The 23,810-nt window shown below is 73.3% G+C and carries 23 protein-coding genes and 1 pseudogene; 12 read left to right on the top strand and 12 right to left on the bottom strand.

Annotated features, from left to right (window positions below):
• Positions 1-25 precede the first annotated feature (25 nt).
• Positions 26-1,198, bottom strand: coding sequence for an acyl-CoA dehydrogenase family protein (locus ACFY3L_RS41640; protein WP_389337774.1), 1,173 nt, complete (start codon positions 1,196-1,198; stop codon positions 26-28).
• 46 nt (positions 1,199-1,244) lie between these two features.
• Here ACFY3L_RS41640 and ACFY3L_RS41645 point away from each other — a divergent pair, with 46 nt between their 5' ends.
• Complete coding sequence (locus ACFY3L_RS41645) at positions 1,245-2,009, top strand: alpha/beta fold hydrolase (protein WP_389337777.1); 765 nt, start codon at positions 1,245-1,247, stop codon at positions 2,007-2,009.
• Here the strand turns inward: ACFY3L_RS41645 and ACFY3L_RS41650 are convergent.
• Genes ACFY3L_RS41650 through ACFY3L_RS41660 form a run of 3 tightly spaced genes read right to left on the bottom strand, consistent with a single transcriptional unit; the run spans position 1,999 to position 4,768 of the window.
• Complete coding sequence (locus tag ACFY3L_RS41650) at positions 1,999-3,171, bottom strand: acyl-CoA dehydrogenase family protein (RefSeq protein ID WP_389337780.1); 1,173 nt, start codon at positions 3,169-3,171, stop codon at positions 1,999-2,001. The two genes, ACFY3L_RS41645 and ACFY3L_RS41650, sit on opposite strands and share 11 nt — an antisense overlap.
• Positions 3,171-4,007 (bottom strand): SDR family NAD(P)-dependent oxidoreductase, encoded by an 837-nt coding sequence (locus ACFY3L_RS41655; RefSeq protein WP_389337783.1) that lies wholly within the window; start codon positions 4,005-4,007, stop codon positions 3,171-3,173. The genes ACFY3L_RS41650 and ACFY3L_RS41655 overlap by 1 nt, the downstream gene beginning before the upstream one ends.
• Positions 4,004-4,768: an SDR family oxidoreductase gene (locus ACFY3L_RS41660; RefSeq protein WP_389337786.1), complete on the bottom strand. Its 765-nt coding sequence runs from the start codon at positions 4,766-4,768 to the stop codon at positions 4,004-4,006. Before ACFY3L_RS41660 ends, ACFY3L_RS41655 begins: the two co-directional genes overlap by 4 nt.
• Before the next feature lie 81 nt (positions 4,769-4,849).
• Between ACFY3L_RS41660 and ACFY3L_RS41665 the strand changes: the two genes are divergently transcribed.
• The 3 genes from ACFY3L_RS41665 to ACFY3L_RS41675 all read left to right on the top strand — a co-directional run bounded on the left by ACFY3L_RS41665 (position 4,850) and on the right by ACFY3L_RS41675 (position 7,568).
• Positions 4,850-5,854: a glycosyltransferase gene (locus ACFY3L_RS41665; RefSeq protein ID WP_389337789.1), complete on the top strand. Its 1,005-nt coding sequence runs from the start codon at positions 4,850-4,852 to the stop codon at positions 5,852-5,854.
• A gap of 134 nt (positions 5,855-5,988) precedes the next feature.
• Positions 5,989-6,930: a S41 family peptidase gene (locus ACFY3L_RS41670; protein WP_389337792.1), complete on the top strand. Its 942-nt coding sequence runs from the start codon at positions 5,989-5,991 to the stop codon at positions 6,928-6,930.
• 80 nt (positions 6,931-7,010) lie between these two features.
• Positions 7,011-7,568 carry a hypothetical protein gene (locus tag ACFY3L_RS41675; protein WP_389337795.1) on the top strand — a complete coding sequence of 186 codons (558 nt, stop codon included), beginning with the start codon at positions 7,011-7,013 and terminating at the stop codon, positions 7,566-7,568.
• A gap of 62 nt (positions 7,569-7,630) precedes the next feature.
• Here ACFY3L_RS41675 and ACFY3L_RS41680 read toward each other — a convergent pair whose 3' ends face one another.
• From ACFY3L_RS41680 to ACFY3L_RS41690, 3 genes are all read right to left on the bottom strand, one after another.
• Complete coding sequence (locus ACFY3L_RS41680; RefSeq protein WP_389337798.1) at positions 7,631-9,040, bottom strand: S28 family serine protease; 1,410 nt, start codon at positions 9,038-9,040, stop codon at positions 7,631-7,633.
• Positions 9,041-9,141: 101 nt separating this feature from the next.
• Positions 9,142-10,233, bottom strand: coding sequence for a hypothetical protein (locus ACFY3L_RS41685; protein ID WP_389337801.1), 1,092 nt, complete (start codon positions 10,231-10,233; stop codon positions 9,142-9,144).
• 106 nt (positions 10,234-10,339) lie between these two features.
• Positions 10,340-10,534 carry a hypothetical protein gene (locus tag ACFY3L_RS41690; protein WP_389337804.1) on the bottom strand — a complete coding sequence of 65 codons (195 nt, stop codon included), beginning with the start codon at positions 10,532-10,534 and terminating at the stop codon, positions 10,340-10,342.
• Positions 10,535-10,600: 66 nt separating this feature from the next.
• On the opposite strand from ACFY3L_RS41690, the gene ACFY3L_RS41695 reads away from it, so the two are divergent.
• The 3 genes from ACFY3L_RS41695 to ACFY3L_RS41705 all read left to right on the top strand — a co-directional run bounded on the left by ACFY3L_RS41695 (position 10,601) and on the right by ACFY3L_RS41705 (position 14,041).
• Positions 10,601-11,059 (top strand): MarR family winged helix-turn-helix transcriptional regulator, encoded by a 459-nt coding sequence (locus ACFY3L_RS41695; protein ID WP_389337807.1) that lies wholly within the window; start codon positions 10,601-10,603, stop codon positions 11,057-11,059.
• 598 nt (positions 11,060-11,657) lie between these two features.
• Entirely contained in the window at positions 11,658-13,058 is a 1,401-nt protein-coding gene (locus ACFY3L_RS41700; protein ID WP_389337810.1) for a DUF1996 domain-containing protein, read from the top strand.
• A 71-nt stretch (positions 13,059-13,129) separates the two neighbouring features.
• Positions 13,130-14,041, top strand: a complete 912-nt coding sequence (locus ACFY3L_RS41705; protein WP_389337813.1) for a tyrosinase family protein — start codon at positions 13,130-13,132, stop codon at positions 14,039-14,041.
• A gap of 4 nt (positions 14,042-14,045) precedes the next feature.
• Here ACFY3L_RS41705 and ACFY3L_RS41710 read toward each other — a convergent pair whose 3' ends face one another.
• The 3 genes from ACFY3L_RS41710 to ACFY3L_RS41720 all read right to left on the bottom strand — a co-directional run bounded on the left by ACFY3L_RS41710 (position 14,046) and on the right by ACFY3L_RS41720 (position 17,877).
• Positions 14,046-15,635, bottom strand: coding sequence for a beta-1,3-glucanase family protein (locus ACFY3L_RS41710; RefSeq protein WP_389337816.1), 1,590 nt, complete (start codon positions 15,633-15,635; stop codon positions 14,046-14,048).
• Positions 15,636-15,818: 183 nt separating this feature from the next.
• A complete protein-coding gene (locus ACFY3L_RS41715) occupies positions 15,819-16,880 on the bottom strand; it encodes a GGDEF domain-containing protein (RefSeq protein ID WP_389337819.1) in 1,062 nt (353 codons plus the stop codon).
• A 178-nt stretch (positions 16,881-17,058) separates the two neighbouring features.
• Positions 17,059-17,877, bottom strand: coding sequence for a PIG-L deacetylase family protein (locus ACFY3L_RS41720; protein WP_389337822.1), 819 nt, complete (start codon positions 17,875-17,877; stop codon positions 17,059-17,061).
• A 59-nt stretch (positions 17,878-17,936) separates the two neighbouring features.
• Here ACFY3L_RS41720 and ACFY3L_RS41725 point away from each other — a divergent pair, with 59 nt between their 5' ends.
• Complete coding sequence (locus tag ACFY3L_RS41725; protein ID WP_389337826.1) at positions 17,937-19,058, top strand: glycosyltransferase family 4 protein; 1,122 nt, start codon at positions 17,937-17,939, stop codon at positions 19,056-19,058.
• Between the two features lie 110 nt (positions 19,059-19,168).
• Positions 19,169-19,765 (top strand): annotated as a pseudogene (locus ACFY3L_RS41730) (phosphatase PAP2 family protein); the annotation flags it as partial.
• Positions 19,766-19,990: 225 nt separating this feature from the next.
• Here ACFY3L_RS41730 and ACFY3L_RS41735 read toward each other — a convergent pair.
• Positions 19,991-21,052 carry a YbhN family protein gene (locus tag ACFY3L_RS41735; protein ID WP_389337829.1) on the bottom strand — a complete coding sequence of 354 codons (1,062 nt, stop codon included), beginning with the start codon at positions 21,050-21,052 and terminating at the stop codon, positions 19,991-19,993.
• Positions 21,053-21,234: 182 nt separating this feature from the next.
• Positions 21,235-22,035, bottom strand: coding sequence for a TIGR02452 family protein (locus ACFY3L_RS41740; RefSeq protein WP_389337832.1), 801 nt, complete (start codon positions 22,033-22,035; stop codon positions 21,235-21,237).
• A gap of 183 nt (positions 22,036-22,218) precedes the next feature.
• Between ACFY3L_RS41740 and ACFY3L_RS41745 the strand changes: the two genes are divergently transcribed.
• The 3 genes from ACFY3L_RS41745 to ACFY3L_RS41755 all read left to right on the top strand — a co-directional run.
• Complete coding sequence (locus tag ACFY3L_RS41745) at positions 22,219-22,470, top strand: DUF6343 family protein (RefSeq protein ID WP_389338043.1); 252 nt, start codon at positions 22,219-22,221, stop codon at positions 22,468-22,470.
• 277 nt (positions 22,471-22,747) lie between these two features.
• The gene (locus ACFY3L_RS41750) at positions 22,748-23,407 is read left to right on the top strand and encodes a hypothetical protein (protein WP_389337835.1); all 660 of its coding nucleotides are present in this window, start codon (positions 22,748-22,750) and stop codon (positions 23,405-23,407) included.
• On the top strand, positions 23,407-23,810 hold a 404-nt coding region (locus tag ACFY3L_RS41755), incomplete at its 3' end, for a hypothetical protein (protein ID WP_389337838.1). The genes ACFY3L_RS41750 and ACFY3L_RS41755, both read left to right, overlap by 1 nt.

A 23,810-nucleotide genomic window follows, 5' to 3' on the forward strand; every position in this document is an offset into this window, starting at 1 on the left:
CGGCCCGAGCCGCTTCGCTGGCCGCTCATGCCAGGTGCCCGCCGATCTGCGTGAAGCCGCGCAGCAGGTCCCGCGCGATGATCATGCGCTGCATCTCGTCGGTGCCCTCGAAGATGCGCAGGAGCCGCACGGAGCGGTACCAGCGCTCGATCGGCAGTTCGCGCGTGTACCCCATGCCGCCGTGGATCTGCATGACCCGGTCGACGACGTTGTTGACCATGTTCGCGCCGTACAGCTTGGCCATCGACGACGTGTGGCGCGGGTCGATCCCCTGGTCCACGGTCCACGCGGCGCGCAGCACGAGCCAGCGGGCCGCCTCCAGCTCGACCTCGGAGTCCGCGATCATCCACTGGATCGCCTGGTTCTGCCCGATCGGCCGGCCGAACGTGTGGCGGGTGTTCGCGTGCTCGATCGCCATGCGCAGCGCGCGTTCGGCGATGCCGAGAGCGTGCGAGGGGATGATGTAGCGCCCCTTGCCGATCCAGCGCATCGCGAGGTCGAAGCCCTGCCCGATCTCGCCGAGGACGTTGCGGCCGGGCACGCGGACGTCGTCGAAGACCAGCGACGCCGGCCCGCCCTCCCCCATCGTCTGGATGAACTCGGAGCGCCAGCCCATCGCCCGGTCGACGAGGAACGCGGTCGCGCCGCCCTTGCGGACGTCCTTGTCGCGGTCGGTGACGGCGATGACGATCGTGAAGTCGGCGTCGTTGCCGTTGGTGATGAACGTCTTCTCGCCGTTGAGCACCCAGTCGTCGCCGTCGCGGCGGGCGGTGAACCTGATGTTCGCCGCGTCGGAGCCCGCGCCGGGCTCGGTGATCGCGAAGCAGGAGATCCGCTCGCCCTCGATGGTCGGCACAAGGTACTCGCGGCGCTGCTCGTCGTTGGCGAAGTACAGGATGTTGTCGGCCTCGCCGCCGAAGCGGAACGGCACGAACGACCGGCCGACCTCGGTCCAGACGAGCGACTGCAGCACCGCCGGCAGATCCATCCCGCCGTACTCCTGCGGCGTCGACAGGCCCCAGAACCCGAACTGCTTCGCCTTGAGCTGCAGCTCGCGCAGCTCGCTGCGGTCCAGGCCGGTCCGGTGCTCACGCTCGCGGCGCAGCACCTCCTGCTCGACGGGCTCGACCTCCTTGTGGATGAAGGTCCGGGCGGTGTCCCGGATCGCCTTCTCCTCGTCGCTGAGCGAGAAATCCATCGCTTTCCTCTCCTATTTGCACTTCGAGTGCACTAATCTTCGGCGCGTGCGGTTCACTTCGTTCGACGGTGCCGGCATCGCCTACCAGGTGTGGGGCGAGCCTTCCGAGATGCCACCCGTGGTGCTGCACCACGGCTTCGTGGTCGACGCCACCACCAACTTCGTCGTCCCGGGGGTGGTCGGCGCACTGGTCGCGGCCGGCCGGCGGGTCGTCGCACCCGACGCGCGGGGGCACGGCGCCTCCGACAAGCCCCACGACCCCGCCAGGTACGGCGAGCCCACCATGGCCCGCGACCTCGGCTGCCTGCTCGACACCCTCGGCCTCGACACGGTGGACCTGGTCGGGTACTCGATGGGCGCGGTCGTGTCGGCCATCTTCGCCGCCGGGAACGGCCCGCGGGTGCGGCGGCTGGTGCTGTCCGGGGTCGGCGCGGGGGTCGTCGAGCTCGGCGGCCTCGACACCCGGGTCATGCCGCCGGCTGAGGTCGCCGCGGTGCTGCTCACGTCGTCGCCGGCGGCGGTCGAGGCGTCCCCGGCCGCCGCGTTCCGCATGCTCGCCGACGCGGTCGGCGCGGACCGGGCCGCCCTCGCCGCGCAGGTCGGCGCCGCGCACCGCACGCCGATCGCGCTCGACCGGATCACCGCGCCGACGCTGGTCCTGGTGGGGCAGGACGACGTCCTCGCCGCGCGGCCGGAGGTGCTCGCCGCCGCGATCCCGGACGCGCGCTGGAAGGCGGTGAGCGGCGACCACATGACCGCGCCGCGGTCCCCCGCGTACACGCCGGCCCTCATCGACTTCCTCAAGAGCTGACCCACCGGCGCAGCTCGTGACGAGCGAGCGAGCGCCGGTGCACCTCGTCGGGCCCGTCGGCGATGCGGATCGTGCGGGCCTTCGCCCACAGTCCGGCGAGCGGCGTGTCCTGGCTGACGCCGGCCGCGCCGTGCGCCTGGACCGCCTTGTCCACGATCCATTCCACAGTGAACGGCACCGCGATCTTGATCGCCTGGATCTCGGTGTGGGCGCCCTGGTTGCCGACGCCGTCCATCAGCCACGCGGTCTTGAGCACCAGCAGCCGGGCCTGCTCGATGCGGACCCGCGACTCGGCGATCCAGTCCCGCACGACACCCTGCTCCGCGAGGGGCCGGCCGAACGCGACGCGGGACGCGACCCGCCGGCACATGAGCTCCAGGGCGCGCTCGGCCATGCCGATGAGCCGCATGCAGTGGTGGATGCGGCCCGGTCCGAGGCGCGCCTGCGCGATCGCGAAGCCGTCGCCCTCGCCACCGATCAGATTGCCGGCGGGGACCCGTACATCGGCGAACTCGATCTCGGCGTGCCCTCCGTGGTCGCCGTCGTCGTAGCCGAAGGTGCGCAGGCCGCGGCGGATGACGACGCCGGGGGTGCCGCGCGGCACCAGCACCATGCTCTGCTGCCGGTGCCGGTCGGCCGCCGGATCCGACTTGCCCATCACGATCAGGATCTCGCAGTGCGGGCTCATGGCGCCGGTGGCGAACCACTTCCGGCCGTTGATGACGTACGAGTCGCCGTCACGCTCGATGCGGGTGGCGATGTTCGTGGCGTCCGAGGAGGCGACGTCGGGCTCCGTCATGCAGAACGCGGACCGGATCCGGGCGTCCAGCAACGGTTTCAGCCACCGGTCGCGCTGCGCCTCGGTGCCGAACTCCGCCAGGAGCTCCATGTTGCCCGTGTCGGGGGCGGCGCAGTTGAGGGCGGCCGGGGCGAGCGACGGGCTACGGCCCATGATCTCGGCGAGGGGCGCGTACTGCAGGTTCGTCAGCCCGGGGCCGTGCTCGCCGGTCAGGAACAGGTTCCACAGCCCCAGCTCCCGGGCCTTGCGCCGCAGCTCGCCGAGGACGCCTTGCGCGCCTTCGGCCGGATACACGTGCTCGTCCATGAAGGCCAGGAGCCGCTCGCGGTAGGCCTCGGTCACGGCGTCGTACCGGAAGTCCATCACAGCCTGCCCTGGTCGATCTTCTGCTGGAGCCGGTTCATGCCGTTGAGCCACCGGTCGGGGTCCTCGGCGCGGCGGGCGTAGTAGGTGGCCACCTCGGGGTGCGGCAGGATCAGGAACTCCTCGCCCGCGAGCCCTTCCACGACCCGGTCCGCGACCTGCTCCGGGCTGAGCGCCGACCGGTCCAGCAGGCCACGGCTGGGGCCCTCGCCGCGGGTGAGCATCGGCGTCCTGACCCCCTGCGGGCACAGCGCCTGCACGACGATGCCGCGGTGGGCGTACGTGACGCGTAGCCACTCCGCGTAGGCGAACGCCGCGTGCTTGGTGACCGCGTACGGCGCCTTGCCGAGCAGCGTCAGCATGCCCGCCGCGGACACGGTGGCGAGGAGCCGGCCGCGGCCCTTGGCGAGCCAGCGGGGCAGCAGCGCCCGGGAGGCGTACACGTGCGCCATCACGTTCACCTGCCAGGCCTGCTGCCACGCGGCGTCGGGGGCGGTCGCGTCGCCGCCGGGGGCGACGCCGGCGTTGGCGCAGAACAGGTCCAGGGCGCCGAGCTTGTCCCAGGCGAAGTCGACGAGCCGGTCGACCTCGTCGGGGTCGGCGACGTCGCCGGAGAACGCGAGGCCGTCGATCTCGTACGCGACGCGGCGGGCGGCGCCGGCGTCCAGGTCGTTGACGACGATCTGCGCGCCGAGGCCGGCGAGCCGGCGGGCAAGGGCGGCGCCGATGCCGGACCCCGCCCCGGTGATGACGACGGCGGCGCCGTTGAGCTCCATCCCGCCGCCCGTGCCGCTGTTGGCCGTGCCGGCCGTGCCGCCGTTGGTGGTGCCGCTCATCCCGCCCTCCTCGCCAGGGTGACGCCGCCGTCGACGACGAGGGTCTGGCCGGTGACCCAGCTCGCCTCGTCGGAGGCCAGGTAGGCCACGGCACCCGCCACGTCGCCCGGCACGCCCAGGCGGCGCATCGGGTACAGCGCCGCCACGTCCTCCTCGCGCCCCTCGTACAGCGCGGCGGCGAAGCGCGTCTTCACCACCGCCGGCGCGACCGCGTTGACCCGCACCGCCGGCGCCAGCTCGGCCGCCAGGCACGACGTCAGGTGGTTGAGCGCGGCCTTGGTCACGCCGTAGAACGCGATCCCGGCCGGCGGGTGGATCGCCGACACCGACGACACGTTCACGACCGCCCCGCCCCGCGGCGGCGGCTTCCGGAACACCTCCTGCACCCAGCCGAGCGCGCTGACCACGTTGACCTCGAAGATCTTGCGGGCGGCGCCGAGGTCGAGCTCCAGCAACGACCCGTGGACGGGGTTGATCCCGGTGTTGTTGACGAGGATGTCCGGCGGCCCGAACAGGTCCGTGACGCGCCGGGCCGTCTCGGCACGGTGCTCGGGGTCGTCGGCGCGGCCCGCCACGGCGACCGCGTTGACCGGCCCGCCGAGCGCCCCGACCGCCTCCTCCAGGGCATCGGGCTTGCGGGCGGTGATGCAGACCTTGGCGCCTTCCTCCACGAACCGCCGGGCGATGCCGAAGCCGATGCCCCGGCTCGCGCCGGTCACGACGGCGACCCGGCCGGCCAGCCGCCCTTCCTGAACGCTCATGCGGCTCCTTCGATCCCACGACAGTATTTGCACTTGGAGTGTATGTTTTTCGGCGGTGGCGTCAACTGGCAAGCTGGCCGGGTGCGTGTCCTGTTCGCCGGCCTGAGCTCCCCCGGTCACACCTATCCGCTGATCCCGCTGGCGATCGCGGCCCGCGACGCAGGCCACGAGGTGCACTTCGCCGCCGGCGATGCCATTCATCCGGCGCTCGCCGCGCACGGGCTGCGGCCGTTCCGTCCCGCCGACGCGTTCTACGAGATCTACGCCGAGGACCTCGAGCCGGAGCTCGACCGGCTGCGCCCCGACCTCTTCGTGCACGGGTGGGGCGTGCCGGGCGCGGCCGCCGCCGCGTACCGGCGCGGCATCCCCGGGCTGTGGCACGGCTTCGGCCGCATGTTCCCGGACGGCATCGGCCTGCGGATCCCGACCCGCGTCGACGAGGCACCCGGGCGCCCGCACCTCGACATCTGCCCGCCCTCGTTGCAGGACAAGGACTTCCTGGCCACCGCCGAGCGGATCCCGCTGCGTCCCGTCATGTACGCCCCGCCGCCGCCACGGCCGGACTTCACGCCTCCCGCCGGCGCGCTGGTCTACCTGACGCTCGGCACCGCGTTCGGCACGGCGGAGCTGCTGACCGCGGCGATCGACGGGCTCGCCCAGCTCGGCGTGGCCGTCGTCGTCGCCGCCGGGCGGGTCCCGCCGCACGAGCTCGGCGCCCTGCCGGCGAACGTCACCGTCGAACCCTGGGTCGACCAGGCCGCGGTCCTGCCGCACGCCGCCGCCGTCGTGCACCACGGTGGCAGCGGCACCACCCTCGGCGCCCTGGCGGCCGGCGTGCCGCAGCTGCTCCTGCCGCAGGGCGCCGACCAGTACGCCAACACCGACGCCGTCACGTCGGCCGGCGCCGTGCTGCGGCTCCTCCCGGACGCGGTGACCCCGGACGCCGTCGCCGACGAGGTGCTGACCCTGCTCGCCGGCCGCGGCGGCCACCGCGACGCCTCCCGCGCCCTCGCCACCGAGATCGCCGCCATGCCCGCACCGGCCGAGGTCGCCCGCGAACTGCCCCGCTACACTGCGGGTCCCTAGCACGAAGGAGGTGACGCCATGGAGCGCGACCGTGACCGCCCGGGCGTCACCGTCCGCCGCTGAGCCGAGCTCGCGGCGTCACGCACGCCTGGGTCTGCGACCACCAGTGACCCGAGTGCGAAAGGGATCCACCCATGCACCTGCTCAACGACATGCTCGGCCTCGTCCGGCAGCACTACATCTTCCCGTCCGTCGCCGCGGAGGTCGCCACCGCGATCGAGACCCGGGCCGCGGCCGGCGAGTTCGACGGCCTCGACGACGAGGCCCTGGCCGCCCGCGTTACCGAGTGCTTCCACGCGGTCAGCGGCGACAAGCACCTGCGGCTGCTCGTCCGCTCCCCCGACCACCGCGCCGCCGGCACCCCGGCGGAGGCGGAGGCCGCCTGGCTGGAGGCGCAGCGGCTCGCCGGCCACCACATCGCCGCCGTGCGGCGCCTCGACGGCAACGTCGGCTACATCGACCTGCGCGGCGTCGCGTCACCGGGCACCGCCGGCGCCGCGATCGCCGCCGCGATGGAGCTCGTCGCCCACACCGGAGCCCTCATCTTCGACCTGCGCCGCAACAAGGGCGGCGACCCCGAGGGGGTCCAGCTGTGGCTCAGCTACCTGTTCCCCGACTCCGACACGCACCTCAACGACATCTACGACGGCGCCACCGCCCGCACCCGGCAGTTCTGGACCCTCGCGTACGTGCCGGGCAGCCGCTACCTCGACCGCCCGGTCTACGTGCTGACCAGCGCCTTCACGTTCTCCGGCGGGGAGGAGTTCGCCTACGACCTCAAGGCGCTGGGCAGGGCCACGCTCATCGGTGAGGTGACCCGGGGAGGCGCGCACCCGACCGACCGCTTCCCCGTCTCACCCACGCTGGAGGTCGCGGTGCCCAACGCCCGCTCGGTCAACCCGGTCACCGGCACCAACTGGGAAGGCACCGGCGTCGTCCCCGACATCCCCGTCGCGGCCGGCGACGCGCTCACCGTCGCGCACCGCAAGGCCCTCGAGCACATCCTGACCACGTCGACGTCGCACGCCGTGCTCACCGAGGCACGGGAAGCCCTCGTTTTCTCATCCAACTCTTAAGGTCGCGGACCGGCGCTCTTAGGTGTGGGGCCGATGCTGGCAGCGTCGGCCCCACACCGCCCCGCACCGGAGGACCACTGATGAGCGACACGAAACCACTCCCGGACGACCCGGACCGGCCCGCCGCCGACCCGACCCGGGACGCCCCGACGGTGAGCACCCCCGCCCACAGCGACCCGCCCACCGCAGCCGCCGCGTCTCCTGCCGCTGCCGCGCCTCCGGCCGGCGCTGCCGCGGGCGACCCGGCGCCGGGCGAGCCGGTCTGGGCGGCGGAGCCGCCACCCGCGGCGCCGCTCCGGACGCATCCCGCGGGCGACCGCTGGCGCAGGTCCCGCGTCCCGGTGCTGGTCGGCGCCGCCGGCGTGGTGCTCGGCTGCTGCCTGGGCGCGGGCATCGTCGCCGCCGGCGTGGCGGTCTTCGGCGACGGCCACCGCGGCGACGACCGTAGCCGCGTCGACCGCACCGACCGCTATGACCGCAACGACAACGGCGTCCGCCCGGGCGGCCGCGACGGCAACGGCCGCGGGTTCCGTCCCGGTCAGAACCCGGGCCCGGGTGGCGACCGCAGGCCCGGCCCGCCGGCCGCGTCCACCGCCCCGACCCCGGCGACCTCCGCGCCCGCCCCCTCGGCCTCGTAGGCGTCGCGCAGCTGCCCGGGCAGTCGGTGGGCCCGCCCCGGCCCGGGGCGGGCTCACCGTTCCTAGCGGAGGTTGTACCGCCGGTCCAGCGCCGGGTCGTGGTCGTCGAGGGACGGGATGTACGACGGGGCCGCCGGGGCGAGCGCCGCCGGGGCGGGCACCCCCGCCCAGCGCTGCACGGCCGCCGTCGCGGTCGCGGCCTCCGCCGGGGTGAGCCGGCTGATGTTCGAGCCGTGGTTGTATCCGGCCGCCGTGTAGGACAGCGAGTCCCTCGTCCCCGGCCCGAGGCGGAACGGCTCCGCGCCCCACGGGTCGTTCTGCCCGTACACGAACAGCAGCCGCCGCCCGAAGAGCTTCACCCACACGTCGATGTCGTCCATCGCGAAGGGCTGGAAGCGCGGCACGATGTCGCGCGGGATGTAGGACTGCGCCCGGTCCTGGCCCCGGTAGTGCTGCAGGCCCGCGAGGTGCGGCAGCGACACGTCCGGGTAGCCCAGCTGGTATGCCGCCTGGAAGTAGTACGGGACGTAGGGGCCCACGCCCTGGTCGGTGTTGGAGTCGACGCCGTAGATGGCGTCCAGCCACGCCCAGATGTCGTCGCTGGACGCGGTCGGCGGCGGCACGTCGGCGCAGTCGCTCTCCAGGCTGTACTGCCAGAACGCCCACGTCGTGCCGTTCACCATGAACTCGAACGCCCTGTCGGCGCTGCCGACGACCGTGAACGTGCGGGCGTTGGCCGCGGCCCACGCCTCGTAGCGGGCGACGAGCTCCGCCCGGCGGCGCAGCGCCTCGACCTGCACGGCGTCGAGCGCGGCCCGGCACTGCGCGGTGCCCACCTTGGTGAAGAACCGGTCGTACGCCGAGTCCTCGGCATTGTTGACGTCCTGCGGCGCGACGTAGGCGACCGTGCCGTCGACGTCACCGGGGTAGAAGCGGCGGTGGTAGATCGAGGTCATGCCGCCCTTGCTGGCGCCGGTCGAGATCCACTTCTGCGGGTAGATCGGCTTGAGCGCGGCGACGAGACGGTGGTGGTCGGTGGCCGCCTGCCAGATCGTGAGCTTCGACCAGTCCGCCGGGTCGGGCCGCGACGGGGTGAAGTACCGCTGCTCGACGGAGATCTGGTTGCCGTCGACGAGCCGGGTCGGCTCGGAGCGGAACGCGTACCCCGGGACGTTGTAACCGGTCGTGTGCAGCACCGTCGGCCGGTCGGTGCCCCGGTGCAGGAGCGTGAACCGCTGCTGGAACGTGCCCGCCGACGGCCGCAGGTGGTCGACCGGCTGGGTGATGCTCAGGACGAAGAACCGGTACGGCGCGGCGACCGGCTGCTCCTCCAGCACGGTCACGCCCGGGGCCGCCTCGAGCTGGTCGCGGATGTCGGTCGCGGCCGCCGCGGGGCTCCCCGCCACCACCGCCCCGGCGAGCCCGAGCAGCGGCACTGCCATCGACACCAGCACACGCCTGAAGCGTGTCATCGCGCCTCCTATCGACGATTTCGAGTACGTCGATGCACGTTATCGAGGGTCCGCCTCCTTCCGGCCCTCGTTCTGGCCCTTGACGTGCCGGTCCGGCGGCCTCAGATGCCGACCGAGGAGCGCTCGCGCAGGCCGTGGCGGGCGGCGATCGGATGCCACACCGCGAGGAACCGCTCCTTCGCGTCGCCGGCCAGCCGCGACTGGCGCTGCGCCTCCTGGTAGTCGGCCCGGCCGCCGCCGTCGCAGCCGCCGTCCTGCACGACCCGCGCCGATGCGACGAAGCCGCGGTCGGCGGCGAGGGAGTGGCGCAGGGCCTCCGTGAGCAGGCCGCGAAGCTGCTCGCCCTCGGGGATCGCGGACAGGTCGAGCGCGGCCACGCTGTCCAGCTGGGCCTGCCGCTCGGCACCGACAGCGCGCAGGTCGCCGATCGCCTGCTCGACGGAGGCGCAGTCGTCGACCCGGGCGATGGCGTCGTTGAGCTTCGTCCGGCTGGCGACGCTGGCGTCGAGCACCGCGTCGACGGCGGCGGCCTGAGCCCGCGGATCGCCGGGCGCCGCGGCCTGCGTCGGCCGGCCCTGGCTCACCGACGGCCCGCTCGCCTGCCCGCTCGACGCGCTGTTCGACCCGGGGGCCTTCGGCCAGGCCGCGCCTGCGGTCGATCCGGCGGACGCGGGGGTGAAGCGGGTCCCGCCGGTCATCCGTGCGACGGCGATGGCGGTGCCGGCGAGCACCAGGACGACGACGAGCACGGTCAGCGGCACGACGGCGCGGGAGCGCCGCGGCGCCGTGGAGAGCCCGCGCCGCGGGCCGGGCGCAAGGGACGGCGGGCCGGGCGGTCCGGAGATCGGCGCCTCCGGGACCGGCATGCCGTACGGCGACCCGGAGACCGGCGGACCCGCCGCCGGCAGCCCTGAGGCCGGCACTCCCGAGGTCGGCGGCCCCGAGGTCGGCTGACTGGAGATCGGTGGCCACGAGGCCGGCGTGGTGGCGGTCTGGGCGTCCGCGGCCGGCGGCCACGAGGCGTGCGGCGGGGGCAGCGGCGGCAGGTTGTGGGCGTCCGGGATCGGATGCACCTCGTACGCCGCGGCGGCCGGCTCGGGGTTGGGCGGTGCGGGCCGCATCGAGAAGCCGCAGTTCGCGCACCGGATCGCGGCGGCGTCGTTGCCCGGAAAGGCGCAGATCGGGCACGTCATGCCACCGAGCGTATTGACGGGCGCACGGCCGGCGACACCTCCGTCGGGTGCCGGCTCCGCCACCGATGGTCAGGCGGGGGTGTCCGTCAGGACGCACCCGATCGTGTCACGACCGCCCCTCGGCACGCCGGGCCGCGGCCGCCTCGGCCGCCTCCTTCTGCCGGGCACGGAGCTGCTTGTACTGCTCGCGGGCCTCCGGGTGCCAGCCCTGGATGGCGCCCTCGACGGTCGCCGGGCCGAAGATCTTGAAGAAGAACTCGCCGAACCGATCCTTCGGTGTGCCCTGCGACCGTTTGAACATGCCCGAGACCCAATCGCTTGGTGTGCAAATAGTTGGTGTGCCAACTGTCAGTGTACAGTGAATTCCGTGACCGACAACCTCGAGGATCCCCTCGCGCTGGAGCGCCAGGTGTGCTTCGCCCTGGCGGTGGCCTCGCGCAACGTCATCGCGCTCTACCGGCCGCTGCTGGAGCCGATGGGCCTGACCCATCCGCAGTATCTGGTGATGCTGGCGCTGTGGCAGCGGGCGCCACTGTCGGTCAAGGAGCTCAGCGCCCTGCTGCAGCTCGACCCGGGCACGCTGTCGCCGCTGCTGAAGCGGCTCGAGTCGGCCGGGCTGATCAGCCGGCAGCGGGCCCGCGACGACGAGCGGCTCCTCGCGGTCACGCTGACCGCGGAGGGCCAGGAGCTGCGGCGGCAGGCGGAGCTGATCCCGCCGGCCGTGTTCGCCCGGCTCGGCATGCCCCTCGACGAGCTGCTCCAGCTGCACGCCGCGCTCACCAAGGTCATCGAGGTCACCCAGAAGGCAGGGCCGGACGCCCCCTGAACCGCCGGGCGCCCGGCCATCCTCATGAACAGGTCCCAATGGCCGCCCATACCCCCGCCGGCCGGTGCCTGACCGGCGGTGACCGTCACGGCCAGGGTCTCGTCGTACACCTTGACGGTGCCGTCCCGGTAGAACGCCAGCCCCTGCCGGGCGCCCTTGTCCCGGTACACGACCCCGTCGCGGATCACGATCCCCGTGTCCTGGAAGCCGTAGTAGCCGCCGTTGATCGCGAACACCGCCTCGCTGTCCGCCGCGATCCGCGACGCGTCCTCCACGATGTTCGTGCCGAACCGGTTCTGCGCGAACGCCGACCGCAGCCGCGTCGCGTCCGTCAGCACCGGAGAGCGCTCCCTCCGATTGTGGACATCAAACAGTGACGGTGTGTACCGGAGCGAGGGGCGGCCGGGGCTGCGGAAAGCGGATTCTTGGAGAGCGCTCTCCCATTTGCCGGAATCCATTGACACCGATTGCGTGAGGGGTTCACTGTGAATCCACAGAGAGCGCTCTCTTGCAAGATCGTTCGCTGGGCCCGCTGCCACGGGCCTGGTGCCGGCCGGGCCCCGCCCCCGGCCGTTCCCGCAGAACCGGAGGACCCGTCATGTCCCGAAGTGCCCTCGCGGGCAGAATGCGGCTGCGCACCCTGGTGCTCGGCGCCGCGCTCACCGCGCTGGTCGGCACGTTCCTCACCGCCCAGGCCCTGCAGTCCGCCGACGCCGCCGAGACCCCGCTGTCGCAGGGCCGGCCGGCGACGGCGTCGTCGACCGAGAACGGGGGCACCCCCGCCTCCAACGCGGTCGACGGCAACACCGGCACCCGGTGGTCGAGCGCGTTCAGCGACCCGCAGTGGCTGCAGGTCGACCTGGGCGCGACCGCCACGATCACCAAGGTCGTGCTCAACTGGGAGGCCGCCTACGCGCGCGCCTTCACCATCCAGACGTCCGCGAACGGCACCTCGTGGACGACGATCAACACCACCACCAACGGCACGGGTGGCGTGCAGACCCTCACCGTGAGCGGTTCCGGCCGGTACGTGCGGCTGAACACCACGGCCCGCGCCACGCAGTACGGCGTCTCGCTGTGGGAGTTCCAGGTGTTCGGCACCGGCGGCGTCCAGCCCACGCCGACGGGCAGCGCGTCGTCCGGCGCCGGCTGGATCAAGATGGACCAGGCGAAGTGGGCCGCGCAGCTCGCGCAGTTCAACGCGATGCCCATCCACCCGGCACCCGGCGACGCCGTCCGGGTCGCGGAGTTCAACGCCGCGTGCACCTACAGCCACTCGTTCAAGGACGACCCGATCGTCTTCCCCGGCCTGCCGGGCGCGTCGCACATGCACAGTTTCCTGGGCAACCGCGGTACCAACGCCAACACCACCACCGAGTCACTGCTGGCGAACACGGCGTCGAGCTGCGGCCCGGCGCTGGACCACTCCGCCTACTGGATTCCGACGCTGTACGAGCGGGGCGTGGCCATCGAGCCGCGCGGCGTGACCGTGTACTACGGCTCGCGCCTGCAGGACACGACGAAGACGGTGCCGTTCCCGCAGGGCTTCCGGATGATCGCTGGTGACGCCAAGCGGCAGGTGGCGACCCCGTCCGGCGCGCCGGGCCAGTTCTGGTGCGCGGGCCCGGGCGGCGAGATCGGGCGCAGCGCCGACGGCAACTGGCCGATCTGCGCGCCGACCGCCAACCTCACCTTCCAGCTCGTCTTCCAGGACTGCTGGGACGGGATCCACCTGGACAGCCCCGACCACAAGTCGCACGTGTCGACCAACCTGGTCAACGGGCAGTGCGGCGGGGCGTTCCCGGTCGCGATCCCGAACGTCTCCTTCGTCATCGACTACAACACGCACGGCAGCGCGGACGGCTACACCCTCGCGTCGGGCATGGCCTCGTCGATGCACGGCGACAACTTCTTCGCCTGGGACAACGCGGCCCTCGGCCAGCGGGTGAAGGACTGCATCGTCCAGAAGGCCAAGTGCAACACCGCCGGCACCTTCTGACGCGGCACTGACGTTCCACGGGTGAGAGACGTGGTCTCGGCTGGCGGGCCGGGACCACGTTCCCCCGCCAGGTGACCCCGACGGTGCTCGCCGCGGCCAGGGCGGCGGTCGACGACCTGCGCGGCGCCCGCCTCGTGCCGGCACCACCGCCTTCGGGAAGGCCGGGCGGCTACCGGGAACGGACCGCGGGCCCCGCGGGCCAGCGTGTCGCCTACACCGCGCTCAGCCCGGCGCGGCGCAAGGCGTTCGTCGCGGCGGTGCTGGAGCTCAAGCGCACCGGGGTGTACGACGAGTTCGTCCGCACGCACGTCGAGTTCAGCCGGCACGGCGGCCGGGCCGCGCACAGCGGGCCGTCGTTCCTGCCGTGGCACCGCCGGTTCCTGCTGGACTTCGAGTCCGCGCTGCGGCGGGTCGACCCGGCCGTCACGCTGCCCTACTGGGACTGGACCACGGACCGCGAGACCTCGTCGCCGCTCTGGTCGCCGGAGTTCCTCGGCGGTGACGGGCGGGCCTCCGACGACCGGGTCGTGACGGGGCCGTTCACCGGTTCGCAGTGGCGGCTGCGGTACGGCACGGACGACCGCACCTACCTGCGCCGGACCCTCGGGCGGGGCAGGGCGAAGCGCCTGCCGACGGCCGGCGAACAGCGCGCGGTGCTCGGCGAGACGGTGTACGACGCCGCGCCGTGGAACGGCTCCTCGGCCAGGGGTGTGCGCAACCGCCTCGAGGGCTGGCGCGGGCCGGGCATGCACAACCAGGTGCACAACTGGGTCGGCGGCAACATGCTCAACGGCGGCTCACCGAACGACCCGGTGTTCTGGCTGCACCACTGCAACGTCGACCGGCTGTGGGCACGCTGGCAGGCGGCGAACCCGGGCGCCGGTTACCTGCCGGTGAGCGGCGCCGACGAGCCGCTGCGGCCGTGGGGCGATGACACCCCACGCGACCTGCTCGACCATCGGCGCCACTACACCTACGCGTAGACCACTAGCCCCGGCGCCACTTCTGGTTGGAGCTGCCGGTGCAGGTCCACTGGATGAGCTTCGCGCCGTCGGCGCTGTTGAAGGACTGGATGTCCAGGCACTTGCCGGACTGCAGGTTCACGATGTCGCCGGCGGCGTTGAGGGTGAAGCGCTGCGCGCCGGTGCCGTTGCAGGTCCAGATCTGGATCTTCGCGTCGTTGGCGAGCGAGCCGGCCGCGACGTCCATGCACTTGCCGCCGGCCTGGATGGTGTCGCCGGCGAACGTCCAGTTCTGCGCGCCGGTGCCGTTGCAGTTCCACATCTGCAGCTGGTTGCCGTCGGTGAAGTTCGACGACGGCACGTCGACGCACTTGTTGTTCATGTTGCTGATGATGCGGTTGCCGGTCGGCTGGGGGCCGCCGCCTCCGGTGAACGAGGTGAGCACGATGCCGGCCGCCCGCGGGTCGCCGTCGTGCACGAGGGACTCGAAGGCGCCCACGTCGTCGAACGGGAAGGCGTACGCCTTGCCGTCGGCCATGTTCGCGTGAATGATCTTGGCGTACTGGTTGGTCGGGTTGTTCTTGTAGAAGTCCGCCGCGTTGGTGCTGGGCTGGGTGTCGATGGTGCCGAGCGTGCCGCGGTTGAGCGCGGCGCACAGCGTGCGGGAGATCGGCCCGACGACGAGGTCGTTGGGCGCGGCCAGGCGGCCGGCGCAGCCCCACACGTCGGCGCTGGTCGGCCGCTGGAACGACGCGACCTGCTGGCCGGCGGAGTTGGTGAAGTTCATGGTCGTGCCGGAGACCCGCCCGAAGTACTTCGTGTTCGGCTGGTCGCCGAAGGGCACGACCGTGAGGGTCTTCGACGCGTAGGCGCCCCACGCCGAGTTGATGTAGGAGTCGAGGTACGTGCTGCTGAGCCCGCCCGCCTCGGCCGCCTTGCCCGGGGCGAGGACGCGCAGCACGGTGCCGTCGCCGCGGGTGTAGATCGAGCCGCCCCAGCCGGGCTGGTTGCGGATGCCGTTGATGACCGCGTCGCGGCCGCCGGCGACGAGGTCACCGGTCCGCTTCGTCGCGCCCGTGGCGCCGGTGACGGTCACGGCGTGCGGCACCGCGAACATGTCGACCTGCGAGCTGTTGAGCCACAGGCCGGCGTCGTTGTAGGTGAACTCGCTCCAGTCGAAGAGGATGTCGCGGTTGGAGTCCCCGCCCGCCCACGGCGCGGGCTGCACGAGCCCGTCCGGGGTGAGGTAGAAGTTGATCCGCTGGCCGAGGGAGAAGTAGACGCGGCCGGAGAGCCCGCGCGGGATCTGGATGGTCTTCGTGCCGCCGTTGCCGGGGCCGGCGATCGACACGTCGGGCGCCGGGGTCGGCGGGAGGCCGCCCGCGGGCCAGTTGTTGAACGTGCCGGCCGAGTTGACGTAGCCGAGCCGGCCGGTGCTCAGGTTGACGCCGAGCACGTAGAGGTAGACGGTGTCGCCGCGGCCGGTCGAGTTGGTGACGGTCAGGGGCAGCAGGCTCGGCCCGATCGCCTGCGCGGCGGTGCCGGCCGTCAGGACGGCCGGCACCGCCAGCAGGAGGGTTGCGGCTGCGCGTAGCAGCCTTCTCATGGTGCGCAAGGTGGCTCCTCGGTTCCGCTGGACAGCCCCTGTCGCGCCCGGTGGCGGCCGGGCGGGGCCGTCGCGACGTTGGGGTTCGCCATGCGCCCAGCATCAAATCTGTGAAGACTCTTAACTGAGAGCGCTCTCACAGCATCGGGTCGAGATCGGAGCATGTCAATAGTCGCGGGACTGGCCGGGTGGCTACCTGTTCGGGACGTGCGACTTCCGGCGCGGGGCGGCCTCCATGGTCGAGACCCGGTCCCGGCCGCGGATCTTCGCGTCGTACAGGGCCCGGTCGGCGGCGGCGAGCAGCGCCTCCGCCTCCGTGGCGCCGGACCGGGTGGACGCGAGGCCGATGCTCAGCGTCGGCAGCCCGTCGGGCAGGTCGCTGATCTCGGCGACCGCGGCCCGCACCAGCGCCGCGATGCGCTGGGCCACCGGCACGCCACCCTCGACGATCACGGCGAACTCGTCGCCGCCGAGCCGGGCCGCGACGGCACCGCCCGCCGCCGCGTCGCGCAGCGCCGTGGCCACCTGGGCCAGGACGGCGTCGCCGGTCGCGTGCCCCCACGTGTCGTTGATGGTCTTGAAGTGGTCGACGTCGACGATGAGCAGGCAGCACTCGGCACCGGTGGTCCGGGCCGCGTCCAGCGCGGTGGCGAGGTCACGGTCGAAGGCCCGCCGGTTGGGCAGGCCGGTCAGCGGGTCGGTGGTCGCCTGCCGCTCCAGCATCGTGACGAGCGCGTCCTCGCGGCTGCGCAGCTTCGTCACCACGACCGTCAGCACGCAGTACGCGGTGACGAGGGCCGCGACGTCGGTGAGCCCGATCTTCACCGGCTGCAGCGTGAACGTCACCGCGGCGTCGGTCACGCTCGCCGCGGCGAGGAGCACGTACGCCAGGTCCTTGCGCAGAAACGTCGCGGCGTAGATGAGCGGCCACAGATAGTAGAGGTGTGCACTCACGCTCACGTCCTCGGTGGCGAGATTCAGCCCGCCGATGATCACTACGCCGAGTATCGGCACAGCGACCCAGAACGGCTCCGGGATCCGCTGCGGCACCAGCCGGCAGCACGCCCCGGCGAAGATCATCGTGCCCGCTGTGACCACCGTCGCGACGACGCCCGCGGCGCTGCCGGCGAACCCGGGGACGAGCAATGCGCAGGTCCCGACCACTGCGCCGCCGAGCATGAGGAAGTACGCGACGGCGCGCGTGGCGGCCGCACGGTCCCGGGCGAGGATCATCGACCGGCGCAGTGATCCCACCCCGGCACGATCGGCATCCGGACCGCGCATCTGAGCACAACGTGACGATCAGGGGTGTGCCTACCCCCTGCTTCGGGCGCGGACCACCTACAATTCCCCAGCGGTTCGCTGATCGTTGGGTTGCGGACGCACGGCGCGATCGACGATCGGGGGCGCATTGCCTGCTCGGGGAAACGGGTCACCGGCTGTCCCGCAGACCGGCGAACACGTCGTCGATCAGGGGACGGCCGGGTGCCCGGCCGTGCTGGACGAACCACTCGCGCCCCATCAGCAGCCGGAACAGCGGCCGCGGCAGCTTCTGCAGGATCTCCAGCGTGCGGCGGCCGGTGTCGGCGCCGGCCTGACTGGCGTGCGCGGCCATCGCGGCGCGCTTGGCCGGGGCGTAGCGGCGCACGTCGACACGGTGCGTGATGCGCTCCGGGTCGGCGAAGGTGCCGGCGAAGCGCGCCGGGTGGAAGTCCGCCGGCACGCCCGGCAGCCAGTGCACGGCCCGCAGCACCCGCTGCAGCAGCCGCCGGTCGACGGTCGCCTCCAGCACCACCGGCGTCCCGGCGAGCTTCGCGGCGAGGGTCCCGACCCGGTGCACCTGCACGTGGTCGGGGTGGCCGTAGCCGCCGGCGGGGTCGTAGACGGTCAGCACGTCCGCGCGCTCCTCCTCCAGCAGCGCGGCCAGCCGCCCGGCGGCCTCCTGCGGGTCGGCGTCGGCGAACGCGCCGGCCGCCCCGGACGGCGCGTCGGCCATGCCGGAGTCCTCGTAGCCGAGGCACTCGACCCGGGCGCAGCCGAGCGCCTCCGCCGACGCGTGCAGCTCGGCCAGGCGGCGCCGCGCGAGGGGCCCCTCGGCGAGCACCGCCGACGACGCCAGCCCGGCCCCTCCGGCGGTGGCGACGACCAGGACCACGCGGTGCCCTTCCGCGGCCGCCCGGGCCAGGGTCCCGGCGGTCAGCAGCGCCTCGTCGTCAGGATGCGCATGAAACGACACCATCGTGTACGGCACCGGCCAATGTTCCCACTTCCTTCGGGGCGTCGGCCGTCACCACCTCGGAGCCGCAGTTCATGAGAATCGCGCACGTCACCGACTTCTACCTTCCCCGTCTCGGCGGCATCGAGATGCACGTGCACGACCTGGCTCTGCGTCAGCAGGCGGCCGGCCACGACGTCGAGATCGTCACCACCACGCCCGGCACCTCCGCGGACGACGGTGAGCTGCGGGTGCACCGGCTGACGGAGCGGCTCTGGGTGCTGCCCGCGGAGGTGCGCCCCGGCGTGCTGCGGGCGGGCCGTTCGCTGCTGCTGTCCGGCCGGTACGACGTGCTGCACGTCCACGCCGGGCCGGCCTCGCCGCTCGCCTTCGCCGCCACCGCGCTCGCCCAGCACGTCCCGACGGTCGTGACGATCCACTCGCTGCTGTCGCACCTGGAGCACGCGTTCCGGGCCCTCGACGGCGCGACCGGCTGGTCGCGCTGGCCGGCGGTGTGGACGGCGGTCAGCGACGTGGCCGCGGAGCCCCTGCGGCGCCTGGTCTGGCCCGCGCAGGTGCACGTGCTGCCCAACGGCATCGACGCCGACCGGTGGCGGGTCCAGCCGCACCCCACCGACCCGCGGGGCGTGCTGGTCGTGGCCGTGATGCGCCTGGCCGCCCGCAAGCGCCCGCTGCAGCTGCTGCGGATGCTGCGCCGCGCCCGGCTGGCGCTGCCCGAGACGACCGGCCTGCGGGCGGTGATCGCCGGCGACGGCCCGCGCCGCCCGGCGATGGAGCGCTACCTGCGCCGCCACGGCATGGCCGGATGGGTGAGTCTGCCCGGTAGGCTGTCCCGGTCGCAGATCAGGTCGCTGTTCGCGCAGGCCGACCTGTTCGTCGCGCCGGCGATCCTGGAGTCCTTCGGGATCGCAGCGCTGGAGGCCCGGTGCGCCGGGCTTCCCGTGGTCGCGCGGGCCGAGGGCGGGATCGGCCAGCTCATCACCGATGGCAGGGAGGGTGTCTTGGTCGACAGCGACGCCGCGATGGCCGACGCGATCGCCGCGCTCGCCACCGATCCGGAGCGGCGCGGCCGTATCGCCGCGCACAACCTGGCGACGTCACCACCGGTCGCCTGGCCGGACGTCCTGGCGAAGACGGCCGGGCTCTACGAGCTCGCCGCCGCGGCGCACCGCGCTCCGATCGGCGCCCGCGCGTGACGCTCAATCCCGTTACGGAACGCCCCGCCACCACCGCCGCCACCCGGCGCCGCCGCCCCAACATCCTGGGCGAGCTGCTGATCGTGGTGCTGCTGGTCAAGGTGTACGACATGATCCGCTCGCTGGCCGCGGTGCGGGAGGCGCCCGCGCACCGGCACGGCGCAGAGGTGCTCTCGATCGAGCGGCTGCTGCACCTGGACTGGGAGCTGGCCGCCAACCGGTGGCTGACCGACCACCCGCCGCTCGCCCTGGCCGCGGTGTACTGGTACCAGTTCGCCCACATCGGCGTCGCGCTCGCGGCGCTCATCTGGTGCTACATCGCCGGGCCGGAGCTCTACCGGCCGATGCGCAACGCCCTGGTCATCACCAACGTGACCGGGATGACCGTGTTCTACCTGCTGCCGGTCATGCCGCCCAGGCTGATGCCCGGCGGCGGCTACGTCGACACGATCCGCGAGGCCGGCTTCAGCCTGGACCACGGCGGTCAGGTGCCCGCCGACCAGTACGCGGCGATGCCGTCGCTGCACCTGGCGTGGGCGGTGTGGACCGCGAGCGTCGCGGCGGCGCTGCTGGCCGCCCGCCGGCTCCACAAGTGGCGGGCGCTGTGCTACCTGTACCCCACGACCACCGGCGTCGTCGTGGTCGTCACCGCCAACCACTGGGTCCTCGACGTCGTCGCCGGGGTCGCCGTCGGGCTGGCCGCGGTCGCGCTCGCCCCGGCGCTGCCGCCGCTGCCGGCCCGGCTCACCACCTGGCCGTCGCGCACCTGGCAGGCGTGGCGGGGCGGGTCGTCCGAGGTGGCGCCGGGCCTGGCGCCCTCGTGGCGCGGCGCGCCGGCCGACCTCGCGGCACCGAACCTGGCGCCCTCGTGGCGGAGCGCGTCGCCGGGTGATGCGGCGCCGGACCTGGCGCCCTCGGGGCGGGGCGTGCCGTCAGATGATGCGGCGGCGCAGCAGGACCGCCAGGACGAAGGCACTGGGCAGCAGCGGCACCCAGACCGTGATCAGGCGATACCCCACCACCGCACCGAGCGCGACCGCGGAGGAGACGCCGATCGCGGTCAGACCGGCCAGCATGGCGACGTCGAGTGCGCCGATGCCGCCGGGTGACGGCACGAACGCCGACAGCGTCGACACCACCAGGTAGAGCACGACGGCGGTGCCGACCGTCACCGCGACGCCCAGGCTGCGCAGCACCGCGTACAGGATGACCGCGTGCAGCAGGGGCGTGGAGAACGACCCGAGCCAGAGCGCCGCGGCCCGGTAGGGGTCGCGCAGGACCCCCCAGAGGCGGCGCAGCTCCTCGTTGACCCGGCGGCCCGTCGCGACCGCCCGCTCCGCCATCCGGCGGCGCCACGCCGGGCGCACGGCGGCCGCGAGGCCCACCGCGAGCGCCACGCCGCAGACGGCGACAAGGACCCAGCCGGCCGGTCCGGCCGCCCGCGCCGCGGTGTCGCGCCACGACCCGGGCACGTGGATGCCGCGGGCGAGCGACGGGCTGATCGCGACGGCCGCCACGAGCAGCAGCGTGTGCGTGACCGCGCCGACGAGCGTGTTGAGCCCGACGGATCCGACCGCGGCGCCCGGGCCGAGACCGTGCTTGCGCAGGAACCGGATGTTGATGCCCATCCCGCCCGAACCGGCCGGTAGCACGTGATTGGCGAACGATGCCGCCACCTGTACCGCCAGCAGCCGGCCGACCGGCGGCCGCAGCGACATCGAGCCGATCTGCGTCACCGTGCCGGCCACCCAGATCGACGCGGTGCCGAGGCCGGCGACGACCAGCCAGGCGCTGTTGGCCCGGGCGAGCCCGGCGGCGCCCGCGCTGAGGGTCGACCAGTGCGTGACGCCAAGCACCACCACGGTGACCGCGACGGCGATCGCGAGCAGCATCCGGGGCAGCGAGGAGCCCAGCACGGCGCTCATGCCGGTCGACTCGATCGCCTCGGGCGCCACGGTGTCTGGGGCGGCGTCCTCGCAGGCTGCCTCGTTCACGCTCATTCCGCTCCTACCGCTCGTGCGACCGACGGAACATACCTTGACTGGCCCCTGGCGTGAATCGGCCCAATTCCTGCATCGCAGGCAATCCGGGCGCCAATTCTACAGATGGCCCGGGGCCACCCACGGTCGCGAACCGACCCGCACCCGCCTGGTGAACGCATGGCAACTCCCCCTGGCTACCCGCCGAAGACGGCCGCGAAGGCCGCGCGGACCGGGGTGCCGGTGACCCGGTCGTACACCGCGAACACCACCTCGTCGAACCGGTCGACCTCGGCGAGCGCGGCGGCGAACGCCCCGGCCACGTCGGCCGGCTCGTTGCGGAACACCCCGCACCCCCAGCCGCCGAGGACCAGCCTACGGTGGCCGTGCGCGGCGGCGACCGCCAGGACACGGCGGGCCCGGCGGTGCAGGACCGCCGGGACGTCACCGGCGTCGCCCGGCTGGTTCCGCAGGATCGCGCCGAGGTTCGGCGCCGCCGCGGTCAGGAACGCGGCATGGTGCGGCACGTCGAGCAGCCGCCCCTTGTCGTCGCGGAACACTGGCACGCCCGGCGAGTGGATCACCCGGTCGCTGTAACGCAGGTCCCGCTGCTCCCGGTGGAACGCGTAGAACTCGGGCACCGCCCGCAGGCACGCGTACAGGGCCGAGGCGCGGGCCAGGCTCTCCTCCTGCGCCACGGCACCGCCGAGGAACCCGCCGCCCGGGTTCTTCGCGGAGGCGAACACCAGGCACGCCACGTCGTCGCCCAGCCTCCTGGCGGCGGCCAGGGTCGACTCGCCGGTGACCGAGACGCGTGCCACGGCGGACCCGCCTCGCGGTGGCGGCAGGGTCTCGTCCGGCAGGTACAGCCTCGTCCCGGCGACGGCCGCCCGCACCGCCGGGCCGATGTCCACGACGCCACCGGCCTCGGTGCGGTACTCCCCCGCCTCGGTCATCGCGACCGTCTGCCGCGCGATCTCCCGCAGCCGCCCGCTCACGCCGTCGCCTCCGCTACGCTCCGGCGCCGCCGTGAGCCAAGCACTGCACCCATGGTTCGCAGCCCTCCGCTCCGCTCCGGCCCGCTCACGCCGCCCACCCTTGATCACGTGTTGGCACGCGGCCACGGTACCGACCGGCTTCAACTGGTTTTGGGCCGTTCCGTGGACGGGTACGTGACCGGTATGCCTCTCAACGCGCAACCGCCGCGGCGGAGGGGAACCGTCGGGCACCCCTACAGCCCGCTGAACCTGCGCCTGGTGCTGGCCACGTTCGGCCTGGTCACCTCGATCGCCTTCGCGGTGCTGCTGTTCCGAGCCCACCTGCCGCTGCCCGCGTGGGCGTTCGTGTTCCTCGCCGCCGTCGCCGCGGTCGACCTCGTCGTCGTGCAGCGGCGCCGCCGGGCCCGCGGCGGCCACCACTCGCTCTTCGAATAGCCTGGATTGATCCATCTGCGCCGTGGGCATAGGTGAGCCATGCCGTGGATCGTGTGGGTGCTGGTGGGTGCCGTGTCGCTGCGCGCCGGGATCGGACTGCTGGTGCTGTGGGACCGCCGCACCGCGGCCCCGCGCCGCTCCCCCACCACCACCGGCTGATCTCCGGGCGGCTCGCCCACCTTCGGGCGACAGGTGCTATCGACCTCCGGTTATGCCACGCTGACGGCTGGGTACCACCCGCACACGCCCGGCGACGCGTTCACGGAGGGATGACTCGATGTCCGAACCCGTGAGACGCGCACACGCCCGGCGCCCCCTCGCCGAGCGCCGCATGGTGGCCGCGGTCCTCGCGGTCGCGCTGCTGGTCCTGTTGGTGCTGCTGCTGTCGTACTGCGTGGCGACCCGCTCCACCCGCAACGGCGCCGCCCCGGGCACCACCCAGACGCCTCCCGCTCCGGCCGCCTCCCGCACCGGCTCCCCGGCCACCCCCACCCGAACCGGCCCCCCGCCCGCCTCCCGCACCACACCCCCCGCTGGCAACTCACCAGGCACAGGCACCACGGGCGGCAACTCTGCAGCCACGGGCGCCACGGGCGGCAACCCGGCAGGAGCGGGCGCCACGGGCGGCAACGCGACGGGTGCGGGCGGCGCGACCGGCGGCAGTTCAGCAGGCGCGGCGGGCGGTAGGTCGGCCGGCCCGACGGGCGGCTCGACAGCCCAGGGCCGCCCCGGCACGTCCACCGCCACCAGCGACAGTTCGGCAGGAGTGGCCGGCGGCGGAGCCGCCCCCGCAACCCCCAGCGGCGCCCCAGGCACGGGCGGCGGCGGAGGCCTCGGCATGCGCAGCCCGCTCCTCGCCGGCACCGGCATCGCCCTGCTCCTCGCCGCCGCGGCCCTGGTCGTCTTCCGCCTCCGCCCGGCCCCCGGCTGGCGCTGATGCGCCCCGACCAACCCCAGTCAACCCCTGATGCAAGCGGCGAACCCATCCGTCATTTCGGATTTGTCCGGAAGGGGAAAACGGAGGGAAACCCCGCCACACAGGACGAGGCGAGGGAGATCCCCACCGAGCAGGACAAGGCGAGGGAGAGCTCCGCCACGCAGGACCGGACGAAAGCAAGCTCCGCCGTACAGGACGAAGCGAAGAAGATCCCCGCTACGCAGGACGAGGCGAGAGAAGGCCCCGCCACGCAGGACGGGACGGGAGCAAGCCCCGCCGCACAGAACGAGACGACGAAGATCCTCGCCACGCAGGACGAGGCGAGAGAAGGCCCCGCCACGCAGGACGGGACGGGAGCAAGCCCCGCCGCACAGAACGAGACGACGAAGATCCTCGCCACGCA

It is taken from the genome of Dactylosporangium sp. NPDC000521, from assembly GCF_042898305.1.
Lineage (GTDB): Bacteria > Actinomycetota > Actinomycetes > Mycobacteriales > Micromonosporaceae > Dactylosporangium.

Bases quoted from the DNA above. Each gene is read 5' to 3' on its own strand.
- ACFY3L_RS41750 (WP_389337835.1), top strand. From the start codon at position 22,748: ATGTCCGAACCCGTGAGACGCGCACACGCCCGGCGCCCCCTCGCCGAG.
- ACFY3L_RS41640 (WP_389337774.1), bottom strand. From the start codon at position 1,198: ATGGATTTCTCGCTCAGCGACGAGGAGAAGGCGATCCGGGACACCGCC.
- ACFY3L_RS41660 (WP_389337786.1), bottom strand. From the start codon at position 4,768: ATGAGCGTTCAGGAAGGGCGGCTGGCCGGCCGGGTCGCCGTCGTGACC.
- ACFY3L_RS41725 (WP_389337826.1), top strand. From the start codon at position 17,937: ATGAGAATCGCGCACGTCACCGACTTCTACCTTCCCCGTCTCGGCGGC.
- ACFY3L_RS41680 (WP_389337798.1), bottom strand. From the start codon at position 9,040: ATGACACGCTTCAGGCGTGTGCTGGTGTCGATGGCAGTGCCGCTGCTC.
- ACFY3L_RS41675 (WP_389337795.1), top strand. From the start codon at position 7,011: ATGAGCGACACGAAACCACTCCCGGACGACCCGGACCGGCCCGCCGCC.
- ACFY3L_RS41685 (WP_389337801.1), bottom strand. From the start codon at position 10,233: ATGACGTGCCCGATCTGCGCCTTTCCGGGCAACGACGCCGCCGCGATC.
- ACFY3L_RS41690 (WP_389337804.1), bottom strand. From the start codon at position 10,534: ATGTTCAAACGGTCGCAGGGCACACCGAAGGATCGGTTCGGCGAGTTC.
- ACFY3L_RS41655 (WP_389337783.1), bottom strand. From the start codon at position 4,007: ATGAGCGGCACCACCAACGGCGGCACGGCCGGCACGGCCAACAGCGGC.
- ACFY3L_RS41745 (WP_389338043.1), top strand. From the start codon at position 22,219: ATGCCTCTCAACGCGCAACCGCCGCGGCGGAGGGGAACCGTCGGGCAC.
- ACFY3L_RS41650 (WP_389337780.1), bottom strand. From the start codon at position 3,171: ATGGACTTCCGGTACGACGCCGTGACCGAGGCCTACCGCGAGCGGCTC.
- ACFY3L_RS41670 (WP_389337792.1), top strand. From the start codon at position 5,989: ATGCACCTGCTCAACGACATGCTCGGCCTCGTCCGGCAGCACTACATC.
- ACFY3L_RS41700 (WP_389337810.1), top strand. From the start codon at position 11,658: ATGTCCCGAAGTGCCCTCGCGGGCAGAATGCGGCTGCGCACCCTGGTG.